This is a genomic window from Pedobacter sp. GR22-10 (assembly GCF_026239715.1).
In the GTDB taxonomy this organism is placed as follows: domain Bacteria; phylum Bacteroidota; class Bacteroidia; order Sphingobacteriales; family Sphingobacteriaceae; genus Pedobacter.
This window is the reverse complement of record NZ_JAPIVR010000018.1, coordinates 1-439: the sequence shown is the minus strand read 5'-3', so window position 1 is coordinate 439 and position 439 is coordinate 1. Positions and strand designations below refer to the sequence as shown.

1 protein-coding gene is annotated in these 439 nt (G+C 36.0%); it reads right to left on the bottom strand.

The features are described 5' to 3' along the window. Positions 1-207: 207 nt before the first annotated feature. Positions 208-351: a GIY-YIG nuclease family protein gene (locus OQX64_RS22510; protein WP_265820423.1), complete on the bottom strand. Its 144-nt coding sequence runs from the start codon at positions 349-351 to the stop codon at positions 208-210. Positions 352-439: the final 88 nt, after the last annotated feature.

Sequence of the window (439 nt, the reverse complement as noted above, 5' to 3'; positions counted from 1 at the left end):
TCCCGACTGATAAAGTCGGGATGCACTGAACCAGCTGAGCTAATTTCCCTTTGATTATTTTGAAAGTTATCCTATCTTATCACCAATAGTATCAGGATTTGACAATACAGTTGTGTTAATTAAATTTATGATCATCCTTCTACTCTTCCAGCTTTTGATTTGTTTTTCTCTTTTAGCAGCATCAGATTTTTCAGTAAAAGATTGTACTCAAACAATTTGCCAGTCCCCTGTATGTCCGGTAAAGCCCGGATGATTTGTATTATGCTTTATAATTCTTGCTTTCAGATTAGATGTTGAACCTACGTAATATTTATTACGGGTTTGGGAATATAAAATGTATGCATAAAACATACATGAAGATATGGAAATTTAATAAAAAAAGCCCCTCAGTTTCCTGAAAGGCTTAGTGTGGGAAATGAGGGGTTCGAACCCCCGACCC